The sequence below is a fragment of the Balneolaceae bacterium genome, from assembly GCA_034521445.1.
In the GTDB taxonomy this organism is placed as follows: Bacteria; Bacteroidota; Rhodothermia; order Balneolales; family Balneolaceae; genus JAXHMM01.
On record JAXHMM010000006.1, the window covers coordinates 513,757 to 540,693 of the forward strand.

A 26,937-nucleotide genomic window follows, 5' to 3' on the forward strand; every position below is an offset into this window, starting at 1 on the left:
GGTTTAGGTTAAAGGTATCAAAAAACCGTCAGCGATGGATGGCGACTGCACCGCGGGCGGAAGTCACCTCCTGAAGCCCCTGTGGCGAATGTCGCCTGAATACCCTACCATACATGATATAGACCGGACGCGCTCCGCCGGTTATGGCATACGGACATGCTCACTACGGCTCCCATCTCATGACACGACGTCTCCTGCTCCTGCTGCTGGCCGCCTTCCTGGCGAATGCGGCTGCCGCGCAGCCCCTCGAGATTCATTCCAAGCACTTTATCAAGGGCTATCCCATCGGTACGCCCGCCTCCAACGACCTGATCATCCGCGACCTCTATGCGATGAGCAGCAACGACCGGACCAAGTTTGCCGACTGGGTGGCCTACCGGCTTACGCCCGTCACGGTCAGCGGTTCGTCCGGCGAACGGAACTGGGAGGTCGATCCCTGGCTTGACGATGATGAGACCCTGGAACCCGGGGACTACGAAGGTGCGTTTGTCGCGCTGAATACCCACCGGGGTCACCAGGCGCCGCTTGCGGCCCTCAACGGTACGGGACACGCCCACCAGACCAACTATCTGTCCAATATAACTCCCCAGAAGGGTCCCCTCAACAGCGGTAGCTGGCAGGTGATGGAATCCCGCATCCGCGCCCTGTTAGAGGATAAGGTATTCGGGGAAGTCTACGTGATGACCGGTCCCCTCTACGAAGAGGAGATGCCTGATCTTCCGGGAGCAGACGAGACGCACCGCGTACCCAGCGGATATTGGAAGATCGTGGCGGTGCCCGGAGAGCATAGCCTGCAAACGGCGGCCTTTATCATGGACCAGAACACGCCGCGGTCCTCGCCCGTGATGGATTACCTCGTATCCATTGACGAGGTGGAGCAGCGTTCGGGCCTGGACTTTTTCTGGGAGTTGGGTGAGCATCGCCAGAACCGACTCGAAGGCGGTATGGGACGCGACTGGGCCGCCCGCTGGTTTTCCGGGCAGTAGCTGCCGGTATGAGCACCTGCACGTCCGGCTAACAATGAACGGCATTTCCCGTATGAAATAGAGGGTAAAATCGGCCCGCTTTGTATTGCAGGGAAATTTTTCACCCCATATTTCCGTTATAATACACCAAGGATAACAAATACGGGAGCGAAGCTATGCCTGAGAAAGTGAAGAAGTTTGAGGAAATGATAGACAATCCCACGTCCCACCAGCTCAAGGCATATTACGACGCCAAGGAAAAAGCATGTCTGGACGCCATGAAGTCATCCAAATCCAAGAATCCCCACAATAAAGGGTCGAATCTGGCCGACTTCTGGGATTACGTATATGATCAGTTTTATCAGATACAGTAATAACAGTATCTGGAAACACGATAAACTTTAACAGGGTTGCAGGCTTATATGTCCTGCAACCCTGTTATTGTTTCCTGGCAGAGAATAATTAGGATCACCTTCCATTTAAAAAGATATTAGAATCATTAACTTTTTATTTAATAATTGCATATATTAAACTGCTTTCTTAATCAACGGCAAACAATTACGAAATGAGACCATGGATATTAAGTTTGTAGAACGCGAAAAAATTCAAAAATCAAAGAAGCGGTCATCTAAATTTAAACCTCTTCTTGAAGCCCTGGACAAGTTGGAAGTGGGCGGCGATGCCATCGAAGTAAATTATAAAGACGATAAGAACGTCAATTCGATGCGCACTGCGGTCTACCAGTTTAACCAGGAGAAAGGCGTCAAGATCAAGAGCGGAAAGGATTCCAAGAACAAGAAGATCTATTTCTACCGCGAAAAATAGTTTTTCTTTTCAGACCAGCAGGTATTCCCCTGCCAGTTTCCGGTAGCTTTGCGCCTGTGCTTCAGCCCAGTCGGCCGTACGTCCGAGTTCGGCCGCCAGGAGGGCAGCCACCTCGTCGGCCATCTCCATGCTGGCTCGGGCATCCAGAACCAGTGCCCGCGTGCGGCGGGCCAGCACGTCCTCCACGCTGCGGGCCATCTCCTGCCGAACCGCCCACACCACGTGTGCGGCGGTATAGGGCAGGGAGGGATGCAACGGCTCTCCCCATACGTGTCGTGAGGCCAGTTGCCGCAGGGCCTGCGCGTCAGATCCGTATTCTGCGTAGGGTGCCTCGAGGTCCACGGTGTCGGGGTGCATCCACCCGTGTATTTTCAGGCCTTCGCTGACCGAACGACGGCCTTCCAGGTTGCCAATGCGCTCAGCTTCATCGATGGTGTCTTCGCCCATCAGGCGATAGGTAGTCCACTTGCCGCCTGTAATGGTCACCAGTCCCGAAGGGGAGGAGATCAAGGTATGGTCCCTCGAGATGGCGGAGGTATCTTCGTCGTCTCCTTCACTGACCAGCGGACGAATACCGGCGAAGACGCTCAGCACATCTCCCGGGCCGGGATCCCGGGTCAGGTATTGTGCGGCGTGGCTGAGCAGGAACTCCACCTCCTCCTTTAGGGCGCGCGGCTCCAGGGACGGCCCCTCCACGGGGGTGTCGGTGGTGCCCACCAGTATACGCCCGTACCAGGGCACGGCAAAGAGCACACGCCCGTCCGAGGTACGCGGTACCATGATGGCGCTCTCCCCCGGCTGGAAGGAGTCGTCGAGCACCAGGTGCACGCCCTGGCTGGTCCGGATCATGGGTGTGGCCTGCGGGTTGTCCATGCGGCGGATCGTGTCGGTGAAGATACCGGTGGCGTTGACCGTCACCTTCGCATGGAACTCGTAGTCCCGCCCGCTTTCGTGGTCGAGGGCGCGAACACCACGCACGACTCCGTCCTCTTTCAGCAGGCCGGTCACCTCCATGTAATTCAGTCCCGTGCCCCCCTGCTCGTGGAGCGTCTGCAGCAGGTTGACAGCCAGCCGCGCGTCGTCGAACTGTGCGTCGTGGTAGATAACCCCGCCGTCCAGGCCCTCGGGCTCGAGCGTGGGAATGTGCTCCAGCGTCTCCTCCCGCGAAAGGTACCGGGAGGTCCCCAGGCCGAGGCGCCCGGCCATCTTGTCGTAGATCTTCAGTCCAATGCCGTAAAAGGGTCCCTCCCACCAGTCGTAGATGGGTACGATAAAGGAGAGGTTGTGCACCAGGTGGGGGGCGTTCCGGTGAAGCAGTCCCCGTTCCCGGAGCGCCTCGCGCACCAGGCGGACGTTGCCCTGCTGCAGGTAGCGCACGCCCCCGTGCACCAGTTTGGTGCTGCGGCTGGAGGTGCCCTTTGCGAAGTCGTGCTGTTCCAGCAGGAGGGTATCGTAGTCCCGTGAGGCCGCTTCCAGGGCGGCGCCGAGTCCGGTAGCCCCGCCCCCGATGACGATCACGTCCCATTCGTCCTCGCGGGAGGCTGCCGTCTTAAGAAGTTTTTCTCGGTCCATGTGCATGGCCTGTTCGGTAGTGTGCATCTAGAGTATGCCCCGGTCGCCGTATTCGTCCGGGGAGATGTCCTCCTCCACGCCCGCCCAGAGCAGGTATTTACGGCGTACCTCGTGGATCTTGTGCTCGTAGTTGTCCAGGGTCCAGTCGCCGGTGTCGATGGGCGGATAAAAGTGGGCCACCGCCTCGCCCGATCGCACCAGCAGGCTGCCACCCACGCTCAGCTCACGGTTGCCCTCGAAATAGATGGGCACGATGGAATAGCCCAGATCCATGGCTGTGCGAAAGGGGCCTTTCTTGAAAGGTCCGATGACGCCGGGATGCTTGCGAGACCCCTCGGGGGCCATCAGCAGGGAGAGCCGGTCGCGGTGCACCCGCCGGTAGGCTTTCTGGAGGGTGGCCACCGCCTGATCGGAGTCGCCCCGCCTGATGAACACCTGTCCCGTCAGACGTCCCACAACCAGGAAGATGGGGTTGTACTGCAGTTCCCATTTGGCCACGAAGCGCACGCGCGGCAGTCCAAGAGCGATTAGGGTCAGAAGATCCACCGTCGAGCTGTGGTTGACGATGTAGACCACCGGTTCTTGCGGCGGCGGGGCGTGACGGTTGATGCGGAAGGTGATGCCGGTGACCGCGAAGACCGGTTTCATCATCAGGGGACCGATGGTGCGGATTACGAAATTGGTGGCCTTGCCCAGGGTAAGAAGGACCAGTGTCATGATCACGGGCAGGGCCAGCAGGAATACCGCCAGAAAGGTAAGGATGCCGAGCAGGCTGCGAAGGTATTCCAGCGGTTGTAGGTCGGGTCGACTCATGGGAACGGGGGAATGGTGAAATATAGAAGGATGGGGGGCAAGTACAAAAACGCAGGCCCTATTTGCTTGCCACCAGTCATTTCATGAGATTTACCCACGCACCTTGAACCTCTGATCATTATAGCAACGGCGTCTATGGATTCCCATCTGCAGAAGTGGTACGACAAATTCTCCCGTGGAAACCTGATCAACCTGGGTGTCGCCGTACTGGTGATTCTCCTTGGCATCGTCTTTTCGGGTGAGATCCCGAAGCAGGGCGATCACTACGGCTGGTGGTCGGTGCTCCCGCCCCTTGTGGCCATCGCGCTGGCTTTCTGGACCAAGGAGGTGATCAGCGCGCTCTTCGTCGGCATCGCCCTGGGCGGGGTCATTGCGGGCAACCTGAACATCGTGGACCAGTTTCTGCTGCCTTCCATTGGCACGGAAGACTTTGCCCTTATCCTGCTGGTGTACCTCTGGTCGCTCGGCGGACTCATCGGGATCTGGACACGCACCGGCGGCGCGGAGCGTTTCGCCGCCTGGGCCTCCCAAAAGATGGTACGCGGCAAGAAAAGCGCCAAATTTTTCACCTGGATGATGGGACTTGTTTTCCACCAGGGCGGCACCATCTCCACCGTGCTGACCGGCGCCACCGTGCGCCCCATCGCCGACAAGCACGGGGTCTCCCATGAGGAGACCGCCTATATGGTCGACTCCACCGCCTCTCCCGCGGCCACCATTATTCCCTTCAACGTATGGCCCATCTACATCGCCGGGCTTGTGGTGGGAACCATACCCCTCTTTGAGACGACCGGGGACGGTATCAACTTTTTCATCTCCTCGCTGCCCTTCAATTTCTACGGCATTTTCGCCGTGATCATCACCCTGCTGTTTGCCTGGGAGCTGCTGCCCTGGATACCCGGGAAAAAGATGCGCGGGGCCATCGAGCGGGCACGCACCACCGGCGAACTGGACCGTGAGGGGGCCGAACCGCTGTCGGCCGAAGAACTCACTGAGATGAAGGTACCGGAGGACTACCGTCCGGGACTGATCGACTTTTTCGGTCCCATCGGCATTCTGCTCGGGGTAGCCATCATTCCCTTCGCCTACACCAAGTACTGGCTGGGCATGCAGGATCCCACGCTGCTTATTGCCGAGGCCTTCGTACTGGCCGTGCTGGCGGGTATGTTCCTGGCCCTGGCCAAGGGTATGGAGCTCAAGGAGGTGATCGACGGCTTCGTGGACGGCTGCAAGGGGGTCACCATCGGGGCGATAATCCTGGCCCTGGCCGTCTCGCTGAAAAGTGTGGCGGACGCAGTGGGAACCGCACCATACGTGGTGAGCCTGGCCGGCGACCACCTGACCCCGGTCATGCTGCCCTCCATTCTCATGCTGCTCTGCATGGTCATTGCTTTCTCTGCGGGCACATCCTGGGGCACCTATGCGGTGGTCTTTCCCGTAGCCATGCCCCTGGCCTGGGCGGTGCTGCCCGATGAGCTGTTTATCATGATCTGCTTCGGAGCCGTGGTGGGAGGAAGCGTCTTCGGCGATCAGTGCTCGCCCATCTCCGACACCACCATTCTCTCTTCGCTGTCGACAGGCTGTGATTTGATGGACCACGTCTACACGCAGATTCCGCTGGCGCTCCTGGCGGCGGGCATCGGCGCGATCTTCTCGACGCTGATGGTTGTGTTTTTTGTCTGAGGCCGGGTACAGGAAAGCGTCAGTCCAACTGCGACGTACAATACGGGCACGCCGTGCTGGAGGAGCACATAGGCATCCTTGTAATCTGAAAAGTCACTTAACAGGCTCAGAGGGGGCATCAGGACGTCGGCGACCAGCGATTGGACAAGCAGCGTGAAGGCGGCCCCTATAATAATGCCGACCGCCATATCGATTACGTTTCCACGTATGGCAAAAGCCTTAAACTCTTTCCACATGACGAATCCAGAGGTAGGAGTTGAAGCCTCGAGAGGCGTGTGTTTTTATTATTTACCCAAATCGACCGCTGGATGGGAAACTACCCTCAATGTCCTTGCTCACTGCTACCAGGAGTTTCGTCGCCCGCCCCGTCCGTAAAGGCGTCGGTCTGGTTGTCCGGTCCGTCTACGGGACCGGTGTCTGCCGTATCTTCCGTTTCTTTGGCGCTGCCCTCCTTCTGCGGCCGGCCGTTTTCCCTGAACCACGACATGATGGTGTCGCCGGTCACCTCCTCCTTCTCCAGCAGCTCTTCGGCCAGTTTCTCAAGGATGTCGCGGTTTTCCTCCAGCGTGGTAAGGGCGCGGTCATAGGCCTGCTTCAGGATCTGCTTGACCTCCTGATCGATTTCGCGGGCCGTGCTATCGCTGTAGTCGCGCTGCGAACCCAGTTCGTCGCCCAGGAAGACCTGCTGATTTTCGCCGCCGAAGGCCATGTTGCCAAACTTCTCGCTCATGCCCCAGTCAAGCACCATCTTGCGCGCCAGCTTGGTAATCTGCTTCAGGTCGTTTTCGGCCCCGCTGGTGGCGGTGTCAAAGATGAGGTTTTCGGCGGCGCGGCCTCCCATCATGACGGCCATGCGGTCGAGCATGTATTTCTTCTCGTAGAGCAGTTTCTCTCGCTCGGGAAGCTGCTGGGTGACGCCCATGGCCTTGCCGCGCGGGATGACGGTCACTTTGTGGAGGGGATCGGCGTTGGGGAGCACGGCCGCCACCACGGCGTGTCCCGCCTCGTGGTAGGCCAGCATTTCTTTCTCGTGGTCGGAGAGGTTCACCCCCTCGCGTTTGAGTCCCATCATTACCTTGTCGCGCGCCTGGTCGATGTCTTTCTGCTCGACTGCCTTGCGTTTGTAACGGGCGGCGATGAGGGCGGCCTCATTGAGGAGATTGCGCAGGTCGGCTCCGCTGAAGCCCGGTGTGGAGCGGGCAATCTCCTTTAGGTCCACCTCCTCGGCGATCTTTTTATCCCGGGCGTGAATTTTGAGAATCTCCTCACGATGCTGCTGGGTGGGAAGGTGCACGGTAATCTGGCGGTCGAAGCGCCCGGGGCGCAGCAGGGCGGGGTCCAGGATGTCGGGACGGTTGGTGGCGGCCATCACCACCACCCCCTGGTTGGGTTCGAAACCGTCGAGTTCTGACAGCATCTGGTTGAGCGTCTGTTCGCGCTCGTCGTGTCCCCCTCCCAGTCCGGCGCCGCGCTTGCGCCCGATGGAGTCCAGCTCGTCGATAAAGATGATGCTGGGCGATTTTTTCTTGGCTTTGTCGAACATGTCGCGCACGCGCTTGGCGCCCACGCCCACGAACATCTCCATGAAGTCGGAGCCGGTGATGGTGAAATAGGGCACCCCGGCCTCGCCCGCCACGGCGCGGGCCAGCAGGGTCTTTCCGGTGCCCGGGGGACCCACAAGCAGGACGCCCCGCGGGATCTCCCCGCCCAGGGTCTCGAACTGGTCGGGATTCTTCAGGAAACTGATGATCTCCTTGAGTTCGGTCTTGGCGCCCTCCAGTCCGGCGATGTCTTCAAAGTCGGTATCCACCATCTCGGCGTCCTGAAGCTTGGCCTTGCTCTGGCCGATCTTGAACATGTTCTGTCCCTGCATGCGCATCTGGCGGAAAAACTGGAAGCCGATGAGCAGCAGGAAGAAGAGGGGAATGCCCCAGAGCAGGACGGTCCACCAGTTGAAGGTGCTTTCCGGGAGGGTGGACACCTTCACATTGTGTTCCTCCAGCATGCTCAGGAGCTCCTCGTCGCCGAAGGAGGGCAGGTAGGTGGTGAAGGTGGAGTAGGAGGCGGTGTCGCCTTCGGCGGATTTGAGGGCGGCTTCCTGTTTCAGCTCGCCCTCGATGGTGGGACCCTGGACGGTCACCTGCGCGATGTTGTCCTGGGTGAGCTGCTGGCGGAAGGTGCTGTAGCTGACAGTGGGGCTGCCTCCCCAGAAGCTGTCCTGGGAACTCAGCATCCAGGCCAGCAACAGGCCGGCGATGACGATCCAGATCACGTATCGCTGGTTGCCGGGTCCCGAACCCGATGGCCCGGGACGGTTAGGGGGGTCGGGCGGGCCGTCCCCGTTTGAGGAATCCTTCTCTTTTTTACTCATAAAAAGGTGTCAGACTGAAAACCATGCAAAGTATAAGGTAGTAGCATAACGAAGAGGATGAAAGCGGCATTCCACCACTCTGCTGCACCGTGAGCGAGAGTCCGGCCCTATTCGTCATCCTCCTCCTCGCGGTCCAGGCGCACGGCTTTTACGCCCCCGAGGCCGGCGGCCACGATAAGGTAGTTATGGCGGTAGGAGACATGGTTGGCAGACTGCAGGTCGTCGAACTGCAGCTGGCCGACCATACCGACATCCAGTTCTTCCCCGTTCTCTCCTTCAAAGTCATTGAGGCTCTCGTCGGCCCTGGCCACATAGACCCCTGCCTCTCCATTGGAGATGAAGACGTATTCACCGTCGGCCGAGACGGCATTGGTGGTCACCACATCAGGCGACAGGCCCAGCTCCTCCGCATCGGGCACGGGGATGGTATCGATGATCTCCCCATTAACTAGGTTCATGAAATGGGCTCCTTCGTCGCCGGCCGCGATCAGGGCCAGATCCCCCACGATCTCTACGGTGTTTTTGGCCCCGGGTGTACCGGCGCCGGGGAAGGAGTAGGAGGCCTGCAGCTCCAGCGACTGCCGGCTGTATTTTCTGATGGTGCCCTGGCTGCCCCCACTCAGTACCACGACCCACCGGTCGTTGACGTCCACCCACCGGGCATCATCGATTTCGAGATAGTCCAGGCGTTCGGAGAGGTCGAGGTTGTAGACTGAAAGACCGGCGTTGCTTCCGGAGACTACGTACATACGGTTGTCATACTCTGTTACGCGGGTGGCCGCAAAGCCGGGGAGGGAGACTCCGTTGAGTGATTCTTCGGAAATGTTGAAGCCATTGAAGGCGAATTGCCTCACCGCGGCGTAGTCGCCCTCTTCCACCAGGCCGGGGTTGTCGGAGGCGTGGGCCACCCAGGCGCGGTTGCTGTTCACGTAGACGGCGTTGGCGTCCGCGTCCGAAAACTCCACGCCGGAGCGTATGCGCAGCCTGCCGCTGTTGCCCGAGGGCAGCTGGATTACGTCCACCGCCCCGGCATAGCCGCTGCCGCGGAGATTGTAGCTGGCGGCGGCGCGCGGGCTGTTGCCGAGGATGCTGACCATGGTGGCCTGCACCTCGATGCCCTCCGCGGAGGGTGCGTCAATCTCGGCCACGAGGCTCAGGTTGAAGTCTTTATTCTTGCGTCCCTTGTGCAGGACGTCGTCCGGGGAACCCGAGTCGGTGGTGTCCACCGCCACGGTATCGTCGCGCAGGGCCAGGCGCTGGGAGAGCTCAGATTCGTCGTTGGTGATGCGGACGTCATCACTTTCCTCTGACTCCGGGTTGGAGGTGACGTCGCAGGCGCCCAGGGCAAGGGTGAAAAGAAGCAGGGTGATGCAAGGTATGCGTGGGTTCATGGCAAGTCTTTTTGATGGTTGTGTGAATTAAGGGGCTTGTGCTCCCCGCGGCTCTCCATGGGGTCGGGAACCCTAGGTGCGAGAGAGCCTATACATGGGTGGGAAGGCCATGCGCCCAGCGGCGTTTACCGGCCCACTCATATGAAAAAGCCCCTGAGGTTATCCACCTTCAAGGGCCTGAGAGAGAGTTCGTTGGTGGTGAGTCGGGAGGGGATCGAACCCTCGACCCACGGCTTAAAAGGCCGTTGCTCTACCATCTGAGCTACCGACTCATCGCAATCTAAACAGATTCCAAATATACGGCTTTAGGCGATTTAATTTCAAACCGAATTTGGGTAATTTGCCTGCGGGAGAGTCCGGGACGCAGGTCCCGCGGCGCCGGGGAAGTACTTCGACCGGCTGATTTGCCGGGGCCGCGGCAAACCGAAAAAACCTGTAATTGAATCGCATTTGCTATATACTGCGGGAACCTCATCGTTCCCTAAGCCCTCGGTACCCATGGCAACCATTTTTACCCGCATTATCGAAGGAGAGATACCCTGCCACAAGGTGGCAGAGGACGACCGCCACATAGCCTTTCTGGATATCAATCCCATTGCTGAGGGACACACCCTGGTGGTGCCGAAGGAGGAGGTCGACTATTTTTTTGACCTGCCCGAGGAGCGCATGCACCAGACCATGAGCTTTGCCCGGGTGGTCGCCTCTGCGATCGTCCGAGCGCTGGAGCCCCTCCGCACGGGCATCATCGTGCAGGGCCTGGAGGTGCCACACGCCCACCTGCACCTGGTGCCCCTCTACAGGGTAGACCAGGCCATGGCGCTGGGCCACAATGTGGAGATAGGGGAGGAGCGCATGAAAGAGATCGCCGAAAGCATCAGGAAGGACGTAAACCTATGAAGCTGTTCATTCTCAACGGACCCAACCTCAACCTGCTGGGCCGCCGCGACACGGAGCAGTATGGCTCGGAAACCCTGCAGGACATTTGCGAGCATCTGGAGGAGACCTTCCCGGATCACACCCTGAACTTCTACCAGAGTAACGTGGAGGGGGAAATCGTACAAGCCATTCAGACCATCATCGACAGCGACTACGACGGACTGGTGGCCAATTTCGGGGGATACACACACACCTCAGTGGCCATACGCGACGCGCTGGACCTGCTCGACCTGCCCGTAGTGGAGGTGCATCTGTCCAATATCCATGCCCGCGAGGAGTTCCGCGAGCGCTCCATCACCGGATCCCGGGCAGACGGCATTATTACAGGTTTCGGCATGCACAGCTACGTGCTGGGTGTCCGTGCCCTGGAACTTCTTGCGAAGGCAAAGAAAGGATAGCGGGGTGAAGAAACTCAAGGAACTCTTCTCCGACACCCTCCTCTACGGTATCAGCAGCGTACTGGCACGATTCATCAACTACCTGCTGGTACCTCTTCATACCAATGTATTCAGCCGTGACCAGTACGGCGTGGTCGGGCTCGTCTATGCCGCCATCGCCCTGCTCAACGTGGTGTTTACCTTTGGGATGGAGTCGGCTTACCTGCGTTACGCCAAAGACCGCGAGAAGGCGCGGGACGTATTCAAGACCCTGCAGCTCAGCCTCCTGGCTTTCGCTTCGGTGCTGACGGCCGCGCTCTGGCTGGGCGAGCCCCTGCTGCGTCCCCTTATGGGATTGGATGCGGCCAACGCCGACATCTATCTCTTCATGCTGGGTATCCTCTGGTTCGACGCCCTGGGAATCGTACCCTTTGCGGAGCTCCGTCTCGTGCGACGCACCGTAACCTATGTGGCCCTGCGCACGGTCAATGTGCTGATCAACCTGGGACTCAATGTCTATCTCATCCTCTCCCTCGGCTGGGGACTTCCCGCCGTTTTCCTGGCTAACCTGGCGGCCTCCGTACTTACCACCCTGGCGCTCTGGGTGATTACCGGTCCCATGCTCCGCGGCGACTGGCAGAGGGGACTGCTGCGGCAGGCCCTCTATTTCGGATTTCCCTTTGTGCCGGCGGGTATAGGATTCACCATGAATGAGATGCTCGACCGTTACCTGCTGGAGCACTACATGTCGCCCGCGACCACCGAGATGCTCTATGGTACGGGGATGGACAGCACCGACGTGGTGGGTATTTACAACGCCTGCTACAAGCTGGCGGTCTTCATGCTGCTGGTCATACAGATGTTCCGCATGGCCTGGCAGCCCTTTTTCCTGCGGCATGCCGACGATCCGGAGGCTCCCAAACTCTACAGCGAAGCCTTTCGCTACTTCAACCTGGCCGCCGGCGCGGTCTTCCTGGCCGTGGCTCTCTTTGCAGAGCAGATTGTGCAGATCCGCATCCCGGTGCTCGACATGTACCTGGTGGACGCCAAGTTCTGGTCCGGACTCCACGTAGTGCCTCTCCTGCTGGGCGCCTACTGGTTCCACGGATGGTACATGAACTTCTCGGCGGGTATTTTCATCCGGGAAAAGACCAGGGTGCTGGGCTATATCACCCTGGGCGGTGCCGCCATTACGCTGGCAGCCAACCTGTTGCTGATACCGTGGATGGGCATGACCGGTTCGGCGGCGGCCACCCTGCTCAGCTATGCGGCCATGGCCCTGATGCTCTACTACAAAAGCATGCAGGTATACGAGGTGCCCTACGCCATGAAGCGCGCCGTGCTGACCATGGCCGTAGCCGCCTGCTGTGTGCTCTACGCCCCCGATCTGGTGCAGCTGGTCAATTCGGAATGGATGGGCCGGTTCATTATGTTGGGATTAGGCGGCGCGGGCATTGCAGCCGCCGGCCTCTGGGGCAGGGGTTTTTCCCTGGAGTCCCGATCCGACTGATTTGAGGAGGACGACCTCGCGGTCTACCGCGGCTTTCTGCCCGTTTACTATTATTTGCCGACACTATTATTTAACAGTATTAAATCACCTATTGTCATGGACACCCACGGAAACCGAGTTGGTATCTACGTCGACGCCGTTAACGTCACCATGAACGGGGGCTTCGGCCTCCGATATGACCGTCTGCGAAGCTACGCATGCCGCGACGGCTCGCTGCCCTCCCGCATGAATGTCTACCTTGCCTACGACCAGCGCAGGGCGGAAGAGGACAACAACTACGAAAGCAAGACGGCCCGTTTCAGCGAGGTGCTCCGCGACTTCGAGTACAAGGTGCACCAGAATCCCATGCAGTATTACCGCGATTCCGACACAGGGGAGACCATTGCCCGGTCGACGGTGGATATGGACATGGCGGTGGATATGGTCACGGAGGCCGAACATATGGAGAAGGTGATCCTGCTGACCAACCACGGCAACTACATCAGCCTCATCGAGGCCATGCAGCGGCAGGGCTGCCGCGTGGAGCTGATAGGTTTTGACGACATGCCCGCGGAGCTCAAGAAGGAGGCCGATATGTACTACTCGGGCTACCTGATACCGGGACTGCTGCCGGTGGAGTCGCCCTATGACTGGGGAGAGATAGGCTCGCGGGTGCGCGGAGTCTGCTACGACTACTCCCACAGCGACGGCTACGGCTTTATGCGCTTTCTCACCAGAATCGATCCCTACCTCTGGATCACCGACTCCCGTAACGACAAGTCGCCCTACCAGACGGTCTTTGCGCACGTCTCGCAGTTCGAGGACAACTTCGAGACCGACTTTCTGCCCAGCAGGGAGCTCATCTTCGAGTTCGACCTGGTGGAGAACGACAAGGGACTGGTGGCCGAGGACATCGTGCTCATTTCGGCGCCCTGAGGGAGAGGCTGCGCCCGCTTTCGTGCGAACGCACCATCTGGCAACGTGCCATACGAAAAGGCCCTGCTGTGATCGGCAGGGCCTTTTTCAGTAAATGCAAGTAGTGAAGAAGCCTAGGTTGACCCTTCGTCTTTATTGCGGTTTACTTGTTCATCAGCTTGCGAAAGTCCTCCAGAACGGAATGGACATGCGCAGCCGATTCATCTAAAAGTTGTTGTTCTTCGGCGTTTAAATCAACCTCGATGATCTGTTTGATGCCGCCCTTGCCCAGCTTGACGGGAACGCCCAGGAAGAGGTCCTTCTGGCCGTATTCGCCATCCAGGTAGGCTGCGCAGGGGAAGACGCGGTTCTGGTCGAGCACGATGGCTTCCACCATCTGTGCGGCGGCCGCGCCCGGGGCGTACCAGGCGGAAGTGCCCATCAGGTTGACGATCTCACCGCCGCCGCCCTTGGTGCGTTCGACGATTTCGTTGAGTCGTGTTTCGTCGATAAAGTCGGTGATCGGCATGCCGCATACGGTGGTAAAGCGGGGCAGCGGCACCATGGTGTCGCCGTGTCCCCCGAGCAGCAGGGCCTGGATGTCCTTGGGCGAGACGTCGATTTCCTCGGCCAGGAAGGATCGGAAGCGCGCGGTATCGAGGATGCCCGCCATGCCCATCACCCGGCTGGAGTCGAAGCCGCTGGTTTCGTAGGCCACCTGGGCCATCACGTCCAGCGGGTTGGAAACGACGATGAGAATGGTGTCCGGGGAGTGCTTGGCCAGCTGTTCGGTGACGCTTCGCACGATATTGGCGTTGGTCTCCAGCAGGTCGTCGCGGCTCATGCCCGGGCGGCGCGGCACGCCGGCGGTGATCACGCATACGTCCGAACCGGCGGTCGGCTCATAGTCCACGGTGCCGGTCAGGCGGGTGTCGAACTGGTGAATGGGAGAAGACTCCCACTGGTCGAGGGCGCGTCCCTTGGAGGGGTAGAACTTCTCCCCGTCCCGTTCCTGGACGATGTCGACCATGACCACTTCCTTGGCAAAATCACGCTGCGCTACAGAGAGCGCTACAGTAGAACCGACATTCCCGCCGGCACCGACTACGGTTACTTTCATAATAGGTGAATAGATTTTTGGATTGCGGTTTGAGAGTGCCGGGCGCGCGTGACTGCGACCCCGGAGTACAGTATGAAATAAAAGGGTCAGGCATCAGCGCCCCTTGCGAAAATCCATGCCCCACATCAGCTTGCTGCGCAGGGTTTCGAAGTAGCTCTGGTCGGGCAGTTCGACCAGGTTAATGGTGAATTCGGAGCGCCTGATTTCCACCTCGAAGGGATAGTCCGGAAGTTCATAAATTTCACCGTCATAAGAAAACAGAACTTCGTGTTCCTGCTCCTCCACAGTGATGCGCAGGGCCCTGTCGGAGGGAAGTACGAGGGGGCGCGTGGTGAGGGTGTGGGGATTGATGGGGGTGAGCACCATCACGTCGGTGCCGGGCATCACGATGGGTCCGCCGGAGGAGAGGTTGTAGGCGGTGGAGCCGGTCGGGGAGGCCACAATCAACCCGTCGGCCCAGTAGGTGTTGATGAACATATCGTCGTACTCCGCCTGCACGCTCACCATGGAGGTGGAATCCTTCTTGGAAAAGAGGAACTCGTTGAGGGCGTGCCAGATGCGACCTTCCCCGTCCTCTGCCTCCAGCATGTAGCGCTTGTCCAGGCGGTAGTTTCCTGCGGTGAGCTGCTTCAGGGCATTCGACAAATTTTCCCTCTGCGTATTGGCCATGAAACCGAGGCGGCCGCTGTTCACGCCCAGGATAGGTTTCGGGATGTTTTTCATCAGGCGTGCGGTGTAGAGCATGGTGCCGTCGCCCCCCATAGCCACAACCGCATCGGCCCGGTCGATAGCCTCCTCCTCGTCATTGCAGGCCACCGCACTGGCGTGTCCTCCCCCGTCGTAGAGCTCACGCAATTCCCGGCTGAAATAGACGGTCACCTCGTTGCGGTCGGCCCACTCCAGGGCCTCCACGAAGGGTTCCCTTACAGAATACTTGCCCGGATTGGCGATGACGGCGAGCTTCATGGACGGGTCCCTCCCGCGGCGGCGGTACCGGTGGTGACCCCGCGTACGTCCAGCCACCACGGCCAGGCGTTGAAGGTCAGTCCTTCGACCTCCGCACGCCAGACGCTTACGCGCGGCAGGCGGAATTCCACCAGGGGAGGGGAGACAGCGGTTGGCGCGTCGCCGGGATGGTGGGGAATCCAGGTGTCGGCATGCAGGGAGGTGCTTCGGGTGGGCACGCGGATGGGAATCATCCGCAGTCCCACGCCCCGTTCGGCCAGCCGGCCCGACCAGCGGCTGATGAAATTTTTCAGGTAGAGGTCGTCGCTGTAATTCGAATAAACCGAGTCGGCCGGGAAAGCCTGCCAGGCGGAGTCCATTGCAGCTTCAGGGTCATCCCTTCCCAACTCCACGGTGCCTGCTGCAGCAAGGCCGCCCATGTCCAGGTCGAGCAGCGAGCCGGGGAAATTCGGGCCGAAGGCGGCAGAGTCGATGGCGGAGGCCAGCAGCTGGACGGCATCCCGGGAGAGAGGACCTTCCCCGTGGTGGCGGATGCGGTAGCGGTAGCGCTTGTCCGAGTGGTGCACGCGGTATTGCCCGCGGTAACTGTCGGAGAGTTCACCGTCCTCTTCCAGGATGGTTTCAAGGGTCTGGGGACCCGCATGCGGGATGAGGTGCACGCGGCCGGTGGCGAGGGCCCGGAAGAGTTCACTCTCGTTGTCGTAAAGATGTAGGTCTACGCGGTTCGGCAGGTCGGCCGGTTCGGCGCCCTCCTCGGGTTCGTGACGCGAAAAGATCAGCAGGGAGTCGCCCTGCTGGCGGGTGCGCTGGTAGGGACCGGTTCCCACAGCGGGGAACTGGGAGGGATAGGGGGTTCGGATGTTTTCAGGCGGGTAGATGACCGCGTAGGGAGAAGCCAGCCGGTGCAGGAACTGAGGATCGGGTTCGGTGAGCCGGAAGACCACCGTGCTGTCGTTCGGCACGGTGATGCCGCCGACGCCTCCCAGGCGGCGAAGCTCGGGGTTGAAGACGCCGCGCTGTTCGCTCAAAAAGGGTTCAAAGCCGCGTATATGCATGAACAGGCTTGCGGCACGGTCGGGTACGGTGTTCCACGCCATCCGCTCGAAGGCGAACTTTACGTCGGAGGCCTGCAGCCGCCTTCCCAGTCCGGTGCGGAAGATGGGGCTGTCGTGGTAAAAGGTCTCTGTTTCGAGGGTGAAGCGCCAGGTTAGGGAGTCGTCGGAGACCTCCCATGTACGGGCCAACGCAGGCTGCGGATTGCCGGAGGCGTCGTAGCGGGTGAGTCCCTCATACACCAGCTGCACGGCACGGAGGGTGGCGCCGTTGCGGGCGTGCAGGGGATCCAGAGAGGGGACGGGCGAGGTCTCGCCGACGGCAAGCACCTCGAATTTCTCGTCACCGGGTCCGGAAAGCGAGTCAGAGGCGGGTTCCGTTTCGGAAGGCGTGGCCGGCTGCCGGTTGACGGTTACGCTCTCCTGCTGCTTGCAGGCGACGGCCAGCAGCGCCAGGCCCAGCAGGATCGCGGAGACGTTCAGAAGCTGTTTCATGGTTGTCGGAGGCTATTGCGGGGGCTTCTTCTTTCCGGGGTCCCCTTTCAGTCCTTTGAGTCCCTTGACCGCCTTCTCGCTGAGCAGGTTGGTATCGTAGCTGCGGATGCGGCTCATCTTCCGGCGCTGCCGCGCGACGGCGATCTCTACCAGTTCAAGCATTAAATCGCGCATATTCATTCCGCCCTCCTCCCACAGGTAGAAGGAGAAGGAGCCCGGGATGGTGTTGATCTCGTTGAACCAGACTTCCTCGGTGTCGGCGTTCACCAGGAAGTCGAGGCGGGCCACGCCAGAGGCTCGGAAGAGGCGGAAGATCTGTACCGACAGGTCCTGTATGCGCCGGGCCAGGGAGTCGGGGATGTCGGCCGGGATCACACGGTCGGCCGAGGCCATGCCCTTGACGCCCTCCCCCGACTGGTACTTGTCCTCGAAGGAGAGGGTCTCCTCTTTGCCAAGGGGACGCTCGCAGACGCTGGGGCGGGCTTCCTCTTCCCAGCCGAGCACCGCGCAGTTGATCTCCATCAGGGGGCGCACGGCCTTCTCCACCAGCAGGTCCCGGTCGTAGCGGAAGGCGTTTTCCACGGCCTCCACCAGCTCCTCGCGCCCGCTGGCCCGGGCCACGCCAATACTGCTGCCGAGGGTGACCGGCTTGACGATCTGGGGATAGTCCAGCTCATTTTCCGCCTCTGTGATGATGGCGTCCTGCTCCCGCTCCCAGCGGCTTTCGTCGAAGGAAATCCCGTCGACCACCGGCACGCCGGCGGCGCGGCATAGCTCCTTGGCTTTCACCTTGTCCATGCCCACCGAGGAGGCCAGCACGCCGCTGCCTCCGCATGGGATGTTGTACATTTCGCAGGCGCCCTGGAAGCTCCCGTTTTCTCCCTCCGAGCCGTGGAAGGCGGGTATGAGGGCGTGGATGGGGTGTTGACGGGGACCCGAAAAGATTCCCCTTTTTACGGTTTCCAGCAGCACAGGACGCCCCATGTCGTCGTGGGAGAAGGTGCAGGGACGGGAGGCCTCCACGAGGGCGTCGATTTCGCCGTAGGCATCGAGGTCCAGAAGCTTTTCACCGGTCAGCCAGCGCCCCTTTTTGGTCACGTAGAGAGGGACCAGCCCGTAGTCGGTATCTTCCAGGGCTGAGATGGCCTGCATGGCGGTGAGGACGGAGACTTCGTGTTCGGGCGACATGCCCCCGAAGGCGACAACGATGTTCTTATCGGGCATGGTCAGCTGATTGCAATAAACGTGCGCGGTTCCCTCGAATGATAAGGCAAATAAGTCTGAAAGTCTGGAAGTCGGAAAGTCTGAAAGTCGGAAAGTCGGGAAGTCCGAAGTCCTGAAGTCGGAGGTTGGGGGTTAGTCGCGGGCCATGTGGTAGAGCTGAAGCACCCGGAGCTCATCGTAGCCCACCGACTTGTCAAGCGCGTCGTAGACGGGTCGCAGCACGCGGGCGTTCTTTTCCTCCATGGTTTGCAGCACCTTGTCCCGGTTGCGGTGGGAGAGGCTCGAGGCTTCCAGGATGGCATCTGCGCGCAGCTCGTTGCCCTCCTCGAAATATTCCTTAAGGTGCTTCACAATGGTTACCGGGCGCACGCCGTACTCTTCGGCCAGATGGGGGATGGACTGTCCGGCATTGAAAGCTTCTCCGATAAGCACGTGCTGCTCCACCCCGGAGAGCTCCTCGATGCGCTCCTTCAGGCGTTCGGCGCGGCCGTTCACGCCTCGCTCCTCGCAGTACTCGCGTATGATGCGCAGGAAATCCCTGCCGTAGCGCTTCATTTTCAGCGAGCCTACGCCGTAGAGGTGTAGCATCTGCTCCTCGTCGCGGGGGTAATACCAGGCCATCTCCATAAGGGTGGCATCGGGAAAAATGGCGTAGGGCGTCACGTCGCGTTCGTCAGCCAGGGTCTTGCGGTGGCTGCGCAGCCGGTCGAACAGCTCCTTCTCGTAGCCCTCGCGGATCTCGGCGGAAATGCGCGAGGCGTTCTCCTCGTCCTCGAAAGTCTCGGCCTCCTCCGGCTCCACGCAGTTGTCGCACATGCCGCAGTTCTCCTTCCCGTACTCCTCCCCGAAATAGTTCATGAGCGGAATTCGGCGGCACACGTCGGTCTCCAGGAAATCCACCAGGTCGTTGAGGTGCTGCTCGGCCACCTTTTTTTCCTCGCCCTCCTTCTGGTTGATGAAGTAGCGGATTTTCTGGGTGTCGTTGTGGCTGTAGAGCAGCAGGCAGTCTGCCCGCAGCCCGTCGCGCCCGGCGCGGCCGATCTGCTGGTAGTATGACTCGATGTTCTGGGGCATGTCGTGGTGCACCACGAAGCGCACGTCGGGCTTGTTGATGCCCATGCCGAAGGCGATGGTGGCGACGATGATGTTCACATCGTCGCGGATGAAGGCGTCCTGGTTGCGGTTGCGTACCTTTTCGGAGAGGCCGGCGTGGTAGGGTTTTACGGAGTGGCCCTCCTTTTTGAGGTTCACGTAGAGCTCGTTCACCAGCCTGCGGGAAAAGCAGTAGATGATGCCCGACTGGTGCTCGCGGGTGTAGAGAAAGTCGAGCACCTGCTCGGTGGGATTCTCCTTGTCGGTCACCCGCAGCATGAGGTTTTTGCGGTCGAAACTGGCCAGGAAGGTCTCAGAGTCCTCTACCTGCAGAATCTGCCGGATGTCTTCGCGAACGCGGGGGGTGGCCGTGGCCGTCAGGGCGAGGCAGGGGGCGTCGGGAAAATCTTTTTTGACCTTCGCCAGCTTGCGGTACTCCGGTCGGAAATCGTGTCCCCATTCCGAGATGCAGTGCGCCTCATCGATGGTGAAGAGGTCCACCTGCAGGTCGGCCAGCAACTTGCGGGTGCGCTTCATAAGCAGGGTCTCGGGGGCCAGGTAGAGCATCTTGGCCTCCCCGCTGCGCAGGGCCTGGAGGTTGGCCCGGTACTTCTCCTCCGACAGGGAGCTGTTGAGGCAGACGGCGGGGATGCCCAGCTCGCTGAGCTGCTCCACCTGGTCCTTCATCAGGGAGATCAGCGGGGAGACCACCAGGGTAAGTCCGTCGAAGATGAGGGCGGGAATCTGGTAGCAGATGGACTTGCCGCCGCCGGTGGGCATGATGACAAGGGTGTCGCGGCGGTCGAGCACCTGCTCGATGATCTCCTCCTGCAGGGGCCGGAAGGTCTCGTATCCGAATACTTCGTTTAAAACCTGTTTCGGGTTGGTCACTTGCTCAGATAAAGATTTTTGAACTCGAACGGTTTTTTGAAGTGCTCGTCGTTGAAGTCTTCCATGAAGTAGATGCTTTCGCCGGTGGACTTCATTTCGGGTCCCAGCTCCTTCTTCACCTCGGGGAACTTGTCGAAGGGGAAGACCGGCTCCTTGACGGCCCACTTGGTAAGGGTGGAGGTGAGGTCCTTCTCCGGGAAGTCCTTGATCTTGGCTCCCAGCATCACCTTGACGGCAATCTGCGCCTCCGGACGTCCCGTGGCCTTGGCCAGGAAGGGGATGGTGCGGGTGGAGCGGGGATTGGCTTCCAGCACGTAGACCTTGTCGTCCTTCACCGCGTACTGCACGTTGATGAAGCCCACGATGCCCATGTTGGAGGCGATTTTTTCCTGGTACTTCTTGATGGTCTCCACGGCCTGCTCGCTCAGGGAGTAGGTGGGGATGACCGCGGTGGAGTCGCCCGAATGCACCCCGGCCGGCTCGATATGCTGCATGATGCCGGCGATGTGGAGAGTTTCGCCGTCGTAGACCGCGTCGACGTCCACCTCCACGGCTTGCTCCAGGAATTTGTCGATGAGAAAGGCGTTCTCGGGGTGGGTGTCCAGCACCCGCTGGGTGTAGCGCTCCAGTTCCTCGGGTTTGACGGCGATGCGCATGCCCTGTCCTCCGAGCACATAACTTGGACGTATAAGCACCGGGTAGCCGATGCGTTCGGCAATCTCCAGGGCGCCCTCCACGTCGCGGGCGGTGCCGTACCGCGGGAAGGGAATGTCCAGTTTTTTGAGAAATTTCGAAAAGGAACCGCGGTCTTCCGCGAAGTCGATCATCTCAAAGGGGGTGCCGAAGATCTTGATGTCCTCTTCCACGAAGCGCTTGCCCAGCTTGAGGGCGGTCTGTCCGCCCACCTGGAGGATGACCCCTTCGGGCTGCTCGTGCTCGAAGATGTCGAGTACCCGCTCCCAGTAGACCGGCTCGAAGTAGAGTTTGTCGGCGATGTCGAAGTCGGTCGATACCGTCTCGGGGTTGCAGTTCACCATGATGGCCTCGTAGCCCATCTCCTGGGCGGCCAGCACGGCGTGGGTGCAAGAGTAGTCGAATTCAATGCCCTGGCCGATGCGGTTGGGTCCGCTTCCCAGGATCATCACCTTTTTCTTGTCGGTTACCTCGCTTTCGTTTTCGCCCTCGTAGGTGGAGTAGTAGTAGGGAGTCTGGGCGGGGAACTCGGCCGCGCAGGTGTCCACCATCTTGAATACGGGCTTCACGTCCAGCTCCTTGCGGCGGGCGCGGACCTGGTTCTCGGTGACCTCCCCATTGCTCTGGCTGAGCAGCCAGGCGATCTGCACGTCCGAGAAGCCCGCCTGCTTGAGCTCGTAGAGGTCCTCGCGGGCCAGGGAGTCGAGGGACTGTCCCTCGGTGCGGTTCTCCAGGGAGACCATGTTTCGAATCTGTTGCAGGAACCAGGGATCCACCTTGGTGATGTCGGCGATCTCTTCGACCGATGCCCCCAGCTTGAAGGCGTTGCGGATGTTGAGCATGCGGTCCCAGTAGGGCTTGAGCAGGCGCTCGCGGATATGCTTGCGGTCCAGCTCCTCGTAGCCGTCGGCTCCCAGCCCGCTGCGTCCGACCTCGAGCGACTGCCACGCCTTGTTGAGAGCTTCGGGGAAGTTGCGGCCTATGCTCATCACCTCACCAACAGCTTTCATCTGCGTGGTGAGCTCCTCGTCCACGTTGGGGAATTTCTCGAAATTGAAGCGTGGAATCTTTACGATCACATAGTCGATGGAGGGCTCGAAGCAGGCCGAGGAGACGCCTGTGATAGGGTTGGGAAGTTCGTCCAGGGTGTAGCCCACAGCCAGCTTGGTGGCGATCTTGGCGATGGGGTATCCGGTGGCCTTGGAGGCCAGGGCGGAGGAGCGGCTCACCCGTGGGTTGATCTCGATGGCTACGAAGCGGTCGCTGCCCGGCTCCACAGCAAACTGCACGTTGCAGCCGCCGGCGAAGTTGCCGATGGAGTTCATCATTTTAATGGCGGCGTCGCGCAGCATCTGGAACTGCTTGTCGGTGAGGGTCTGTGAGGGCGCCACCGTGAGGGAGTCGCCCGTATGAACCCCCATGGGATCCACGTTTTCGACGGTGCAGATAATCACCACGTTGTCATTGTCGTCCCGCAGAAGTTCCAGCTCGTACTCTTTCCAGCCGAAGATGCTTTCCTCGATGAGCACCCGATGCACCGGACTCATCTCGAGTCCCCTGAGCACTTTGCGCTCGAACTCCTCCCATTTCCATACAATGCCTCCGCCGGAGCCTCCCAGGGTGAAGGAAGGCCGTATGACGATGGGCAATCCCCCGAGCTCCTCCACGATTTCCTTGGCCTCCAGCATCGATTCGGCGGCGCGGCTGCGGCACTGCGGGATGTCAATCTCCTCCATCAGGTCACGGAAAGCCTGGCGATCCTCGGTGATGTCCACCGCCGCGATGTCCACGCCGATAATGCTGATGCCGCGCTCGCTCCAGAAGTTCTCCTGCTGCAGATCGCGCGCCAGGTTGAGGCCCGTCTGCCCGCCCATGGTGGGGAGCACGGCGTCGGGCTTTTCCTTTTCGACCACCTCCCTCACCGACTCGGGCGTGAGGGGCTTCAGGTAGATCTCGTCGGCCATCAGAGGGTCGGTCATGATGGTGGCCGGGTTGTTGTTGATCAGCACTACCTCGTAGCCGTCGTCCATGAGCGAGCGGCAGGCCTGCGTGCCTGAGTAGTCGAATTCGCAGGCCTGTCCGATGACGATGGGTCCGGAGCCGATGATCAGGATTTTGTGTAGGTCGTCGCGTCGTGGCATGGAGTTAGTTTTTTTCGATCATTTCAATGAAGCGGTCGAAGAGGTAGGCCGAGTCGTGGGGGCCGGGAGATGCCTCCGGGTGGTACTGCACGGACATCCCGGGGAAGTTCTTGAAGCGCATGCCCTCGATGGTGTCGTCGTTCAGGTTCAGGTGCGTGATCTCCACCTTCGACTTGTCGATCTTTAGCTCGTCCACGGCAAAACCGTGGTTTTGGGTGGTGATCTCCACCTTGCCGGTCTCCAGGTTTTTGACCGGTTGGTTGGCCCCGCGGTGTCCTACGTACATTTTTCTGACGGGGATGTCTTCGGAAAGGGCCATAAGCTGGTGTCCAAGACAGATGCCGAAGAGGGGCTTGCCTGTCTGCTTGGCGTAATTCACCGCTTCCAGGGCGTAGGAGCTCGTGGCGTTGGGATCGCCCGGTCCGTTGCTGAAGAAGAAGCCGTCGGGATTCCACTCCTCGAGCTCCTCGCGGAACTCGCCTTTGGCGGGAAAAATGCGCAGGGTGCAGCCCCGGTCGCGCAGGTTGTTGATGATGTTCTGCTTGATGCCGTAGTCGAAGGCGGCCACTTTCCAGGGCCCGTCGCTGTGCACCGTTTGGGCCTCCCGGCGGGTCACTTTCGTGGCCAGCTCAAGTCCCTCCATGGGGTCCCAGGATTTGGCGCGACCAACCAGCTCCTCCTCGTCGAGAATCTCCGAGGAGATGACGGCGTTCATGACGCCCTTGTCCCGTATATGCCGTACCAGCCGGCGGGTGTCCACCCCGCTGATGCCCACCACCTCGTGGCGCTCCAGGTACTCCTGGAGGCTGCCGTCGGCCTGGGGATTGCTGTACTCCCGGGAAAAAGCTCGGGTGATGAGACCGGCAATCATCACGGTGCGTGCTTCGTCGTCGCGGCTCATGGTGCCGTAGTTCCCAATGTGGGGATAGGTCATCATCATGAGCTGGCCGTAGTAGCTGGGATCGGTGAAGATCTCCTGGTAGCCGGTCATGGATGTGTTGAAGCAGAGCTCGCCGCCGGTGGTGCCTTTCTTGCCGATAGCGAATCCGCGTTCGACGGTTCCGTCGGACAGGGCGATGACTGCTTTATCATTGGATTGAAGGGACATGGCAGGGTCGTATTCTGGGGGAAGGGTTCGAATGGATGTCTAAAAAAAATCCGACAACGGAGACCGCGTCGGATGGGAGAGAGGGAAAGGCTTTCAGCCATTTTCGGAAAAGGGAAGGCCCATGTTTGCTCAACGGATGGCAAATATGGAAGGGATGAACTTCGGCCTTTCCTATGCGAATCAAATGCCTGTTGCTTTGCAGATTTTGTTGCCTGGTTGGATGCCTTTTCAGTTCCGAGGCAAAACTGGCTTAAAATAGGTACTTCGCTTCTAATTTTCAACGACTTTGACGCTTCCGGAATTATTATTGTGTTACCGGGAAATTTCTATTAAAGTGGGCTGTTAAGATGAATAAAATGGGAGTCGGTGATGAGCAATAAATTTTTTTCGGGATGTACGGGGTGCCTGGGTGCGGTTGCCCTGGTTGTAGTGGCGGGCGGTGTACTGGCCTATTTTTTTATAGCCCGACCGGTTATGAGCGGACTCTCCGCCTTCGAAGAGATTCACCAGTCCAACGAGCGCATAGATAATCGGGATTCTTATGAACCTTTAGCCAGCGGCGAGCTTACCCGGTCGCAGGTTGAGCGGTTCGTGGCGGTTCAGCGGGCCATCCACGAGCAGATGGAGCAGAGACTTACCCGGTTTGAGGAAAAGTACCGGCAGGTCAGCGAGGAGTGGGAGCAGCGCCAACCGGGCTATCGTGAAGCCCTGCAGGTCTGGACCGATCTGGGCAAGCTCTACGCGGAGGTGAAGACCATACAGGTCGACGCGCTGAATGCACAGGATTTCTCCCTGGAAGAGTACCACTATGTGCGCCGTTCCTTTTACCAGAGCATGGGCTTAGGACTTGTATCCTATAATCTGGACGCCATAGCGGAGGCAGCCAGCGAGGGGAGTATGGGCACCGATTTCGAAAATTACAGGTCGGAGTGGAGCGAACTGCCGGATGAGACCCTGGAAAAGAACCGTGAACTGGTTTCGGAGTATACCGATCAGGCCGAAGAATGGCTGGTCTTTGCCTGGTGGGGTCTCTGATATCCGGCTGCCTTGACGGTATGATCCGTCGGCGATCCTGACCGGCAGGCCGTTAGACAGGTATTATTCCTACCAGACCATCTGCTTCATGCAGAAGACGCTCCCACCGCTTTTGAGGTACTCCGAAGTGTCCACTTCGTGCACCTGGTAGCCGGCATCCCGCAGTTTCTTATTTACGTCGGTGCAGCCCTTCTGGATAATGACGTTGCGGCCGTCGGGGCAGACGGCGTTGCAGGCCAGCAGCTTACGCGCCTCGTAACTGGTAGCCCGGATGACCCGCTCGAAGACCGTCTCGATCAGTTCCATCCCTTCGCCGGTAAATGCATCAGGGTAGACCAGCGCGGTACGACGATCGAGCACGCAGAGGCAGGTGTCCAGGTGGTAGAAGGCATCGTCGATCAATTCCACGGCCAGTACCGGCACGTCCAACAACTCCGACACCCGGCGGTGGCCTTCAAGCGTGCTGCGAAACCCATGGCCGCCCCAAAGCAGACGCAGCCCGTCGTGACAGATGGCATCCCCGCAGCCTTCGTAGTAGTCCACCTTCTCCTCGTTCAGGTAGAAAATCTCGTAGCCGTCGCGTCGGTACCACTGTTCGAGGTACGGCACCTCCCTGCGGCGGTGCTCGGCCTTCATGATGCTCATTATCACCTGCTTGTTTCCTTCGGCATCCAGGAAGGGCAGGCTCTGATTGGCGCAGAAGACCATGTCGTCCAGTCCCTCCTCCCCCTCGATGACCTCGGTCTGGAGTTCCATCTGGCGGTAGGTATCGCGAAGAATCTCCCACTGGTCCTCAGCCTGCATCTTATCCACCTTACCTGTTTGACCCTTCATATGGGGGTTGATCTCGTGCTCCACGGTGTAGTAGGTGGGACGGACCAGCAGTACCCTCTTGGGGAGGGGCATGGAGGGAATGTCGTCCAGGGAGAAGTCGAGCTGATCGGCCGATGTTATCACGTTGCTCATGGGGTCACTCGTATAGCGGATATATGCAGATTGTGGAAGGCGGCAAGGTAACGAATTTGCCTGTGATTGTCCCTATTCCTGCGTTCCCAGCAATTCGATGGCCAGGCCCTCCGCCAGGATGCGGCTGTATTCGCCGGGATTGTCACTCAGCGCTACAAAGTCGCTGTTGCTGGAGGCGGTCGCCTCCGACAGGGCCTCCCAGACCACGTCCCCGGTCTGGGCATCCCAGATTTGGGCGTAGGCATTCACTTCGTTGGTACGCGTAGTCTCCAGTCCTGAAAAGATGTTGTATTCGGTATTGGAGGTCTGCTCAAAATTTCCCAGTTGTATGTAAAGGTAAAAACGCGGGCCGACTTCCGACTGCAATTCCGACAGGAAGGACTGGTCCAGCACCGACGTTTGCCGGTAGCTGCTGATAGCTTCGTTATAGTCGTCCGAGAGGCCGGCATCGTTCAACTCGGACATGGTGGTCTGCCAGTCCGAATACTTGAATTCCCGGTTGCCCACGCTGTCTACATAGTGGTTGATCCAGTTACCAAAGGGGCGGCGGTAGCCCTCCAGTCCGGATCCTGCGGTGATGGGCAGGATGGCCAGACCGTCTTCCTTCAACTGTTCCGATGAGTAGTCCGGACTCGTATAGCTCACCTCGGTGGCGTTTTGAATGGTGGCCATACAGCCGGTGAGAAAGAGCGCGATAGCAACAGCGGTGAATCGCCTGTCCGGTTTGATCATAAATCCCTGCCCTGAATTATTTTGCTGTTCTCTTGCCTGCATTTGACGGTTGTTGCCGGTAAACCTACTAAGAAAATGAGTTTTA

General features: G+C 59.6%; 21 protein-coding genes and 1 tRNA gene. 8 read left to right on the forward strand and 14 right to left on the reverse strand.

The genetic code is table 11. The features are described from left to right. Window positions 1-179: 179 nt before the first annotated feature. Together U5K31_09725 and U5K31_09730 are read left to right on the forward strand one after the other, a co-directional pair. Window positions 180-986 (forward strand): DNA/RNA non-specific endonuclease, encoded by an 807-nt coding sequence (locus tag U5K31_09725; protein ID MDZ7772998.1) that lies wholly within the window; start codon window positions 180-182, stop codon window positions 984-986. 552 nt (window positions 987-1,538) lie between these two features. Continuing rightward, complete coding sequence (locus U5K31_09730; protein ID MDZ7772999.1) at window positions 1,539-1,790, forward strand: hypothetical protein; 252 nt, start codon at window positions 1,539-1,541, stop codon at window positions 1,788-1,790. Window positions 1,791-1,799: 9 nt separating this feature from the next. Here U5K31_09730 and U5K31_09735 read toward each other — a convergent pair whose 3' ends face one another. Both U5K31_09735 and U5K31_09740 read right to left on the reverse strand, forming a co-directional pair. Continuing rightward, window positions 1,800-3,389 carry a glycerol-3-phosphate dehydrogenase/oxidase gene (locus U5K31_09735; GenBank protein MDZ7773000.1) on the reverse strand — a complete coding sequence of 530 codons (1,590 nt, stop codon included), beginning with the start codon at window positions 3,387-3,389 and terminating at the stop codon, window positions 1,800-1,802. Continuing rightward, complete coding sequence (locus U5K31_09740) at window positions 3,390-4,175, reverse strand: lysophospholipid acyltransferase family protein (GenBank protein ID MDZ7773001.1); 786 nt, start codon at window positions 4,173-4,175, stop codon at window positions 3,390-3,392. It abuts the gene before it with no gap. Between the two features lie 135 nt (window positions 4,176-4,310). Here U5K31_09740 and U5K31_09745 point away from each other — a divergent pair, with 135 nt between their 5' ends. Continuing rightward, window positions 4,311-5,858 (forward strand): Na+/H+ antiporter NhaC family protein, encoded by a 1,548-nt coding sequence (locus U5K31_09745; protein MDZ7773002.1) that lies wholly within the window; start codon window positions 4,311-4,313, stop codon window positions 5,856-5,858. A gap of 322 nt (window positions 5,859-6,180) precedes the next feature. On the opposite strand, the gene ftsH is transcribed toward U5K31_09745, so the two are convergent. The 3 genes from ftsH to U5K31_09760 all read right to left on the reverse strand — a co-directional run bounded on the left by ftsH (window position 6,181) and on the right by U5K31_09760 (window position 9,892). After that, on the reverse strand, window positions 6,181-8,229 hold the full coding sequence (gene ftsH, locus U5K31_09750) for an ATP-dependent zinc metalloprotease FtsH (protein MDZ7773003.1): 2,049 nt from the start codon (window positions 8,227-8,229) through the stop codon (window positions 6,181-6,183). Between the two features lie 107 nt (window positions 8,230-8,336). Continuing rightward, window positions 8,337-9,620 carry a hypothetical protein gene (locus U5K31_09755; GenBank protein MDZ7773004.1) on the reverse strand — a complete coding sequence of 428 codons (1,284 nt, stop codon included), beginning with the start codon at window positions 9,618-9,620 and terminating at the stop codon, window positions 8,337-8,339. Window positions 9,621-9,816: 196 nt separating this feature from the next. Beyond that, window positions 9,817-9,892: transfer RNA gene (locus tag U5K31_09760), tRNA-Lys, on the reverse strand. A gap of 226 nt (window positions 9,893-10,118) precedes the next feature. Between U5K31_09760 and U5K31_09765 the strand changes: the two genes are divergently transcribed. The 4 genes from U5K31_09765 (at window position 10,119) to U5K31_09780 (ending at window position 13,358) form a co-directional block, all read left to right on the forward strand. Continuing rightward, the gene (locus U5K31_09765; protein MDZ7773005.1) at window positions 10,119-10,517 is read left to right on the forward strand and encodes an HIT family protein; all 399 of its coding nucleotides are present in this window, start codon (window positions 10,119-10,121) and stop codon (window positions 10,515-10,517) included. After that, a complete protein-coding gene (locus U5K31_09770; protein MDZ7773006.1) occupies window positions 10,514-10,954 on the forward strand; it encodes a type II 3-dehydroquinate dehydratase in 441 nt (146 codons plus the stop codon). Before U5K31_09765 ends, U5K31_09770 begins: the two co-directional genes overlap by 4 nt. 4 nt (window positions 10,955-10,958) lie before the next feature. Beyond that, window positions 10,959-12,443, forward strand: a complete 1,485-nt coding sequence (locus U5K31_09775; GenBank protein MDZ7773007.1) for a polysaccharide biosynthesis C-terminal domain-containing protein — start codon at window positions 10,959-10,961, stop codon at window positions 12,441-12,443. 96 nt (window positions 12,444-12,539) lie between these two features. Continuing rightward, window positions 12,540-13,358, forward strand: a complete 819-nt coding sequence (locus tag U5K31_09780) for an NYN domain-containing protein (protein MDZ7773008.1) — start codon at window positions 12,540-12,542, stop codon at window positions 13,356-13,358. A gap of 142 nt (window positions 13,359-13,500) precedes the next feature. On the opposite strand, the gene mdh is transcribed toward U5K31_09780, so the two are convergent. The 7 genes from mdh to carA all read right to left on the reverse strand — a co-directional run bounded on the left by mdh (window position 13,501) and on the right by carA (window position 24,119). Continuing rightward, complete coding sequence (gene mdh, locus U5K31_09785; protein ID MDZ7773009.1) at window positions 13,501-14,457, reverse strand: malate dehydrogenase; 957 nt, start codon at window positions 14,455-14,457, stop codon at window positions 13,501-13,503. A gap of 93 nt (window positions 14,458-14,550) precedes the next feature. Beyond that, window positions 14,551-15,423, reverse strand: coding sequence for an NAD(+)/NADH kinase (locus U5K31_09790; protein ID MDZ7773010.1), 873 nt, complete (start codon window positions 15,421-15,423; stop codon window positions 14,551-14,553). Further along, complete coding sequence (locus U5K31_09795) at window positions 15,420-16,970, reverse strand: ABC transporter substrate-binding protein (GenBank protein ID MDZ7773011.1); 1,551 nt, start codon at window positions 16,968-16,970, stop codon at window positions 15,420-15,422. Before U5K31_09795 ends, U5K31_09790 begins: the two co-directional genes overlap by 4 nt. A gap of 12 nt (window positions 16,971-16,982) precedes the next feature. Beyond that, complete coding sequence (locus U5K31_09800; protein ID MDZ7773012.1) at window positions 16,983-18,194, reverse strand: D-alanine--D-alanine ligase family protein; 1,212 nt, start codon at window positions 18,192-18,194, stop codon at window positions 16,983-16,985. 132 nt (window positions 18,195-18,326) lie between these two features. Beyond that, the gene (locus U5K31_09805; GenBank protein MDZ7773013.1) at window positions 18,327-20,177 is read right to left on the reverse strand and encodes a RecQ family ATP-dependent DNA helicase; all 1,851 of its coding nucleotides are present in this window, start codon (window positions 20,175-20,177) and stop codon (window positions 18,327-18,329) included. Next, the gene (carB, locus tag U5K31_09810; protein MDZ7773014.1) at window positions 20,174-23,011 is read right to left on the reverse strand and encodes a carbamoyl-phosphate synthase large subunit; all 2,838 of its coding nucleotides are present in this window, start codon (window positions 23,009-23,011) and stop codon (window positions 20,174-20,176) included. Before carB ends, U5K31_09805 begins: the two co-directional genes overlap by 4 nt. Window positions 23,012-23,015: 4 nt before the next feature. Then, window positions 23,016-24,119, reverse strand: a complete 1,104-nt coding sequence (gene carA / locus U5K31_09815; protein ID MDZ7773015.1) for a glutamine-hydrolyzing carbamoyl-phosphate synthase small subunit — start codon at window positions 24,117-24,119, stop codon at window positions 23,016-23,018. Window positions 24,120-24,593: 474 nt separating this feature from the next. Here carA and U5K31_09820 point away from each other — a divergent pair, with 474 nt between their 5' ends. Then, window positions 24,594-25,154, forward strand: a complete 561-nt coding sequence (locus U5K31_09820) for a hypothetical protein (GenBank protein ID MDZ7773016.1) — start codon at window positions 24,594-24,596, stop codon at window positions 25,152-25,154. A 69-nt stretch (window positions 25,155-25,223) separates the two neighbouring features. Here U5K31_09820 and U5K31_09825 read toward each other — a convergent pair whose 3' ends face one another. Both U5K31_09825 and U5K31_09830 read right to left on the reverse strand, forming a co-directional pair. Further along, window positions 25,224-26,120, reverse strand: a complete 897-nt coding sequence (locus U5K31_09825; protein ID MDZ7773017.1) for an arginine deiminase-related protein — start codon at window positions 26,118-26,120, stop codon at window positions 25,224-25,226. Between the two features lie 72 nt (window positions 26,121-26,192). After that, complete coding sequence (locus U5K31_09830; GenBank protein ID MDZ7773018.1) at window positions 26,193-26,852, reverse strand: hypothetical protein; 660 nt, start codon at window positions 26,850-26,852, stop codon at window positions 26,193-26,195. Between the last annotated feature and the right edge of the window lie 85 nt (window positions 26,853-26,937).

What these genes read in the sequence shown, in the direction of transcription:
- ftsH (MDZ7773003.1), bottom strand. Translation starts at nt 8,229, where the DNA reads ATGAGTAAAAAAGAGAAGGATTCCTCAAACGGGGACGGCCCGCCCGAC.
- U5K31_09825 (MDZ7773017.1), bottom strand. Translation starts at nt 26,120, where the DNA reads ATGAGCAACGTGATAACATCGGCCGATCAGCTCGACTTCTCCCTGGAC.
- U5K31_09795 (MDZ7773011.1), bottom strand. Translation starts at nt 16,970, where the DNA reads ATGAAACAGCTTCTGAACGTCTCCGCGATCCTGCTGGGCCTGGCGCTG.
- U5K31_09740 (MDZ7773001.1), bottom strand. Translation starts at nt 4,175, where the DNA reads ATGAGTCGACCCGACCTACAACCGCTGGAATACCTTCGCAGCCTGCTC.
- U5K31_09755 (MDZ7773004.1), bottom strand. Translation starts at nt 9,620, where the DNA reads ATGAACCCACGCATACCTTGCATCACCCTGCTTCTTTTCACCCTTGCC.
- carA (MDZ7773015.1), bottom strand. Translation starts at nt 24,119, where the DNA reads ATGTCCCTTCAATCCAATGATAAAGCAGTCATCGCCCTGTCCGACGGA.
- mdh (MDZ7773009.1), bottom strand. Translation starts at nt 14,457, where the DNA reads ATGAAAGTAACCGTAGTCGGTGCCGGCGGGAATGTCGGTTCTACTGTA.
- U5K31_09790 (MDZ7773010.1), bottom strand. Translation starts at nt 15,423, where the DNA reads ATGAAGCTCGCCGTCATCGCCAATCCGGGCAAGTATTCTGTAAGGGAA.
- U5K31_09830 (MDZ7773018.1), bottom strand. Translation starts at nt 26,852, where the DNA reads ATGATCAAACCGGACAGGCGATTCACCGCTGTTGCTATCGCGCTCTTT.
- U5K31_09800 (MDZ7773012.1), bottom strand. Translation starts at nt 18,194, where the DNA reads ATGCCCGATAAGAACATCGTTGTCGCCTTCGGGGGCATGTCGCCCGAA.
- U5K31_09820 (MDZ7773016.1), top strand. Translation starts at nt 24,594, where the DNA reads ATGAGCGGACTCTCCGCCTTCGAAGAGATTCACCAGTCCAACGAGCGC.
- U5K31_09745 (MDZ7773002.1), top strand. Translation starts at nt 4,311, where the DNA reads ATGGATTCCCATCTGCAGAAGTGGTACGACAAATTCTCCCGTGGAAAC.
- U5K31_09780 (MDZ7773008.1), top strand. Translation starts at nt 12,540, where the DNA reads ATGGACACCCACGGAAACCGAGTTGGTATCTACGTCGACGCCGTTAAC.
- U5K31_09735 (MDZ7773000.1), bottom strand. Translation starts at nt 3,389, where the DNA reads ATGCACACTACCGAACAGGCCATGCACATGGACCGAGAAAAACTTCTT.
- U5K31_09725 (MDZ7772998.1), top strand. Translation starts at nt 180, where the DNA reads ATGACACGACGTCTCCTGCTCCTGCTGCTGGCCGCCTTCCTGGCGAAT.
- carB (MDZ7773014.1), bottom strand. Translation starts at nt 23,011, where the DNA reads ATGCCACGACGCGACGACCTACACAAAATCCTGATCATCGGCTCCGGA.
- U5K31_09770 (MDZ7773006.1), top strand. Translation starts at nt 10,514, where the DNA reads ATGAAGCTGTTCATTCTCAACGGACCCAACCTCAACCTGCTGGGCCGC.
- U5K31_09765 (MDZ7773005.1), top strand. Translation starts at nt 10,119, where the DNA reads ATGGCAACCATTTTTACCCGCATTATCGAAGGAGAGATACCCTGCCAC.
- U5K31_09730 (MDZ7772999.1), top strand. Translation starts at nt 1,539, where the DNA reads ATGGATATTAAGTTTGTAGAACGCGAAAAAATTCAAAAATCAAAGAAG.